Raw genomic sequence first — 3,848 nt, 5'->3', positions numbered from 1 at the left:
GCAGTTCGCCGGCGACGCTGCTCATCCGTGTGGCGCAGGCGAGTTCGTGGCGGCGGACCTGGGCGTTGACGGTGCGGGCGCGTCGGGGGTTGGCGAAGAGCTTGGCGACCTTGTCTGCGGCGGTGGCTTGTTCGCGGATGCGGGCGTGTAGGTCGGTGAGGTCGCCGGCGCTGCTGGCCAGCGCGACGTCGATGGAGCGGGTGACGTAGGCGCGGATGACGGGGTCGGTGGTGTGCAGTGGGTGGAGGTGCCTGGCGGTGATGGTCATGGGGAGCGCTCCAGGGGTTTGTGGTTGCGGCTCGGCGGGTCCCGCCGGGGCAGGCCCGCGGCCTGCCCTTACGCCTGGCCCAGGGCGCCTGGAGGCTCGCGGGTCACAGGGTGGCCGCAGGTCATCGCGCAGCGACGCGGTAGCGCCCTTGACGCGGGAGGGGCGCCCGTAGAATCGGCCGGGCCGCAACGCCTTTCAACAAGTCCGGGCGGCCGCAGGCGGCATCGATTCGGGGGAGCGCAGCGACCGGACCGCCGCCGGCGGGGCTCCGCGCGGACGCGCACACACAAACCGCCGGCCGCCCGTGACGGGTAACAGGCGGCGACGCAAAGGTCGTGAGGTGCTACCGGTCGAGGTCTTCAAATCCGAACTGGCACTATGAAATCCGGCCGGGTGTTGCGACGACGACGCGAATCCGCGGTTGAACCCGCCTGCCACGCAGGGGTCAGCTTTCGCCTGCCGTCGACAGCTGTCGTCGCTGTCAGCTCCGGCCGAAGGTTGAGCAGCCTGCTCCGGAGCTATCTGCTCAACATTCGACCGGAATCGACAGTCTCGAATGAGTTCGGGGGCGTCTGGCCCGCAGGTAGTCGGATATCCAGTCTCCCCACATTCGCCAGAACATCGAGGGCCTGGTCATGCCGCCTGCCAGAAGCGTGTTCCGTAGCTGTGAAGTGGTAAGGCGCGCAAGCATTCTGGAATCGTTTCCATTCGCGTCCAGGACGGAGGGGACGGTGTTCATCACCGGCTACGAGTTGCGGCGCGGTTGGCTGCTGTCCCTGACCACCTCCACCCCAATCGATGCCCTGGTCACGGGGGGCTTTACCGTGGTTGTGCTGGGGTGGTGTCGCGATCGGTGTGCTGGTGTCGCTGGGTCAACCCCGACCAGCGCAGTTGGACCCAGGTGCCGCTGTCGTCGGTGTCGATCGTGGAATCTGGGGCGAGTGCCTGGATCAGGGGAATCCCGCGTCCGCGCAGGTGATGTGGGTCGGGTTGGTGTGGGCGCCAGGTGCCGTGGTCGCGGATGACGACCACGAGGTCGCCGGTGCGCACGTCGAAGCGGGCATGTAACTCGACATCGCCGCGGGTGTCGGCGCCGGCGTAGGCGTGCTCGACCGCGTTCGCGAGTGCTTCGTTGACGGCGAGGGTGAGGTCGCTCAACTGTTCGGCCGACAGCATCAGCTGCGTGTCCAGCCAGAGATGGAACGACCTGCGCAGCGTCGATGCTCCGGCTGGATTTCCTGTACTGGACTGGCCGAAGGCGACCAGCCTGCTGGACCGCGGCGGGCTGGTCACCGATCGTGGGTGCGTGGGGCTCATCCGGGTGGCGGCTGGGGTGCTCACTTCCCCGCGGAGGCTTCGAGTGCCTCGTCGAGGGTCGGGTGGATGGTCAGGAGCTTGTCGAGACCGACCAGGCGCAGCGGTCGCGCGGTGACCGGCCCGTCGGCAACGGCAACCAACTGCGCGGATCCGCCGATCCGTTCATGGGCGGCGATGAGGACGGTCATGCCGGCCGAGGCGAGGAATTCGACACCGGTCAGGTCGATGATGACCGCGGTCGGCTCGCTGTCGAGCGCGGTCTGGATCGATTCGGTCAGTCGGGGTGCGGTCACCATGTCGAGCGTGCCGCTGACGCCGAGGACGACCGTGCGGTCGTGCCGGGTGACGGCGATCTGGCACCCGCCCGCTCCGATTCCCGGATCGGGAATCGCGTCCGAGCCGTCTCTGATCGTGGATTTCAACACCGCATACCTCACTGAGTCTGGCGCGCCGCAGCGCACGCGGCACGCTAGCACGGGGCAGCGTGTGACCCCGGGCCCTTCCCGCGCCGTCGGTCCGGCCCCGATCAACCCACTCGGAACGCGCGCTGTGCATGAAAACGGTTTCGACGGCCCGCGGGTCAGGTCACCGCGGCGGCGTCGAGTGCCGCTTGGAGGCTCGGATGGATCGTCAGCCGTTTGTGGACGCCGATCAGATGCAGCGGTCGTGCGGTCGCGGGACCATCGGCAACGACAGCGAACTTCGCCGATTCGCCGATCTGTTCGTGTGTGGCGAGGAGGACGGTCATGCCCGCCGAGGCGAGGAACTCGACACCGGTCAGGTCCACGATGACCGCGGAATGCTCGCGCTTGAGCGTGTTCTGAATCGCTTCGGTGAGCTCGGGCGCGGTCACCATGTCGAGCGTTCCACCGACGCCAACAACCACGACGTCGTCATGCCAGGTCACGGCGACGGCGAACCCGTCCGGTGCGAACCCCGGGCCGGTGGTCACGTCCGGGTCCTTTCCGGTCATCGCTGCCGACCCGGTTCGGGCCGGCAGCGGCCGGCACACCCGGGGATGGCGGATGTTTCGATGGTTATCACGATGTCCTGCCGATCATGGGGCCGCTGCCGGTCCGGCCGGTGTGCCGGACCGTGCGGCGGTGTGCGGGAACGAATTCGGTGCCGGTCGCGACGGCCGTGCGTGTCCTCGACCGGGTCGTTGTGCGTTCGATTCGGGTAATGGGCCGGGGTGAGGCCCCAGGCGCCCGGCGTCCGGGGCCCCACCCCTCGGTGGGCAGAATCGGAAGATGAATTTCTGCGACGTTTCCGCAAGCGGGATGGCCCGGATCGTACCCGGCCAATACCGGCTTGCCAGAGCGTTTGCGCTGCTCCTGCAGTCGCTTCGGTAGGCATCACCTCGCCTCCATTCGCGGCGCCGGGTCTACACCGCGCCAAGGGCGTGACCCGGACGCGTACACCGACGAAAACGACGATCGGGGCACGAGCCTTCGTGCGCCGGGTCAGGCGTCGATCGCCTGATGCCCGTTGGACTGGTGGGTGATCTCGATCTTGCGGGGCTTGGCTCTCTCCGCGATCGGGATCACCAGACGCAGAACCCCGTCGCGGTAGTCGGCGCGGATCGCCTCGGTATCGAGATTCTCGCCGAGGAACAACTGGCGGCTGAACACCCCGCGGGTGCGTTCCGCGGCGATCATCGACCGGTCGGCATCCAGTGGCGGGCGCGAGGCCCGCACCGTCACCACATTGCGTTCGATATCCAGATCCAGTGACTCCGGGTCGATCCCGGGCAGGTCGAGTTCGGCGAAGAACTCATCACCCTCGCGCCAGGCATCCATCGGCATCACCACCGGCCGCGCCGCCGTGCCGAACACCTGCTGCGTGAATCGGTCCAGATCCCGGAACGGATCGGTGCGCATCAGCATGGTCGCCACCTCCACTCACTCCCATCTCCATCGCAGTACATACATCCAGATAACCTCTGCTATCTGACATAGATTTATTTAGCACTGTCTTGAGATGAGTGCAAGAGTCTGGCTAAGGTAATCTTGGAGAATGCGAGAGGGGAGCGCGATGTCGGGCGATCGCCACAATGACGATCCCGGTCCGGGGCGCGATCATCGGCCGGGCCCGGGACGTGCGGTGTACGGGATCTCGGTGGCCGCGGAGCTGTCCGGGCTGGGGATGCATTCGCTACGTCTCTACGAGCAGCACGGGCTGGTCACCCCCGCGCGCAGCGCGGGCGGCACGCGGCGCTACAGCGAGAACGACCTGGCCCGGCTGGCGCGCATCGCCGCCCTGG

The 3,848-nt window shown here is 67.6% G+C and carries 6 protein-coding genes; 1 reads left to right on the top strand and 5 read right to left on the bottom strand.

Annotated features, from left to right (window positions below):
- The 5 genes from A8G08_RS07410 to A8G08_RS07390 form a co-directional block, all read right to left on the bottom strand.
- The coding region (locus A8G08_RS07410; protein WP_157108451.1) for a hypothetical protein at positions 1-268 on the bottom strand (268 nt) is incomplete at its 3' end.
- Positions 269-1,087: 819 nt separating this feature from the next.
- On the bottom strand, positions 1,088-1,561 hold the full coding sequence (locus tag A8G08_RS07405; protein ID WP_169823278.1) for an ATP-binding protein: 474 nt from the start codon (positions 1,559-1,561) through the stop codon (positions 1,088-1,090).
- Positions 1,562-1,605: 44 nt separating this feature from the next.
- Complete coding sequence (locus A8G08_RS07400) at positions 1,606-2,010, bottom strand: STAS domain-containing protein (protein WP_245672715.1); 405 nt, start codon at positions 2,008-2,010, stop codon at positions 1,606-1,608.
- A 155-nt stretch (positions 2,011-2,165) separates the two neighbouring features.
- A complete protein-coding gene (locus tag A8G08_RS07395) occupies positions 2,166-2,537 on the bottom strand; it encodes an STAS domain-containing protein (protein ID WP_245672714.1) in 372 nt (123 codons plus the stop codon).
- Positions 2,538-3,048: 511 nt separating this feature from the next.
- On the bottom strand, positions 3,049-3,486 hold the full coding sequence (locus A8G08_RS07390; protein ID WP_157108450.1) for an Hsp20/alpha crystallin family protein: 438 nt from the start codon (positions 3,484-3,486) through the stop codon (positions 3,049-3,051).
- A gap of 133 nt (positions 3,487-3,619) precedes the next feature.
- Here A8G08_RS07390 and A8G08_RS26590 point away from each other — a divergent pair.
- On the top strand, positions 3,620-3,848 hold a 229-nt coding region (locus A8G08_RS26590; RefSeq protein ID WP_157108452.1), incomplete at its 3' end, for a MerR family transcriptional regulator.

The sequence above is a fragment of the Aldersonia kunmingensis genome, from assembly GCF_001646865.1.
In the GTDB taxonomy this organism is placed as follows: Bacteria; Actinomycetota; Actinomycetes; order Mycobacteriales; family Mycobacteriaceae; genus Aldersonia; species Aldersonia kunmingensis.
The sequence above is the reverse complement of the archived record's forward strand: the minus strand, read 5'-3'. Positions and strand labels throughout refer to the sequence as shown.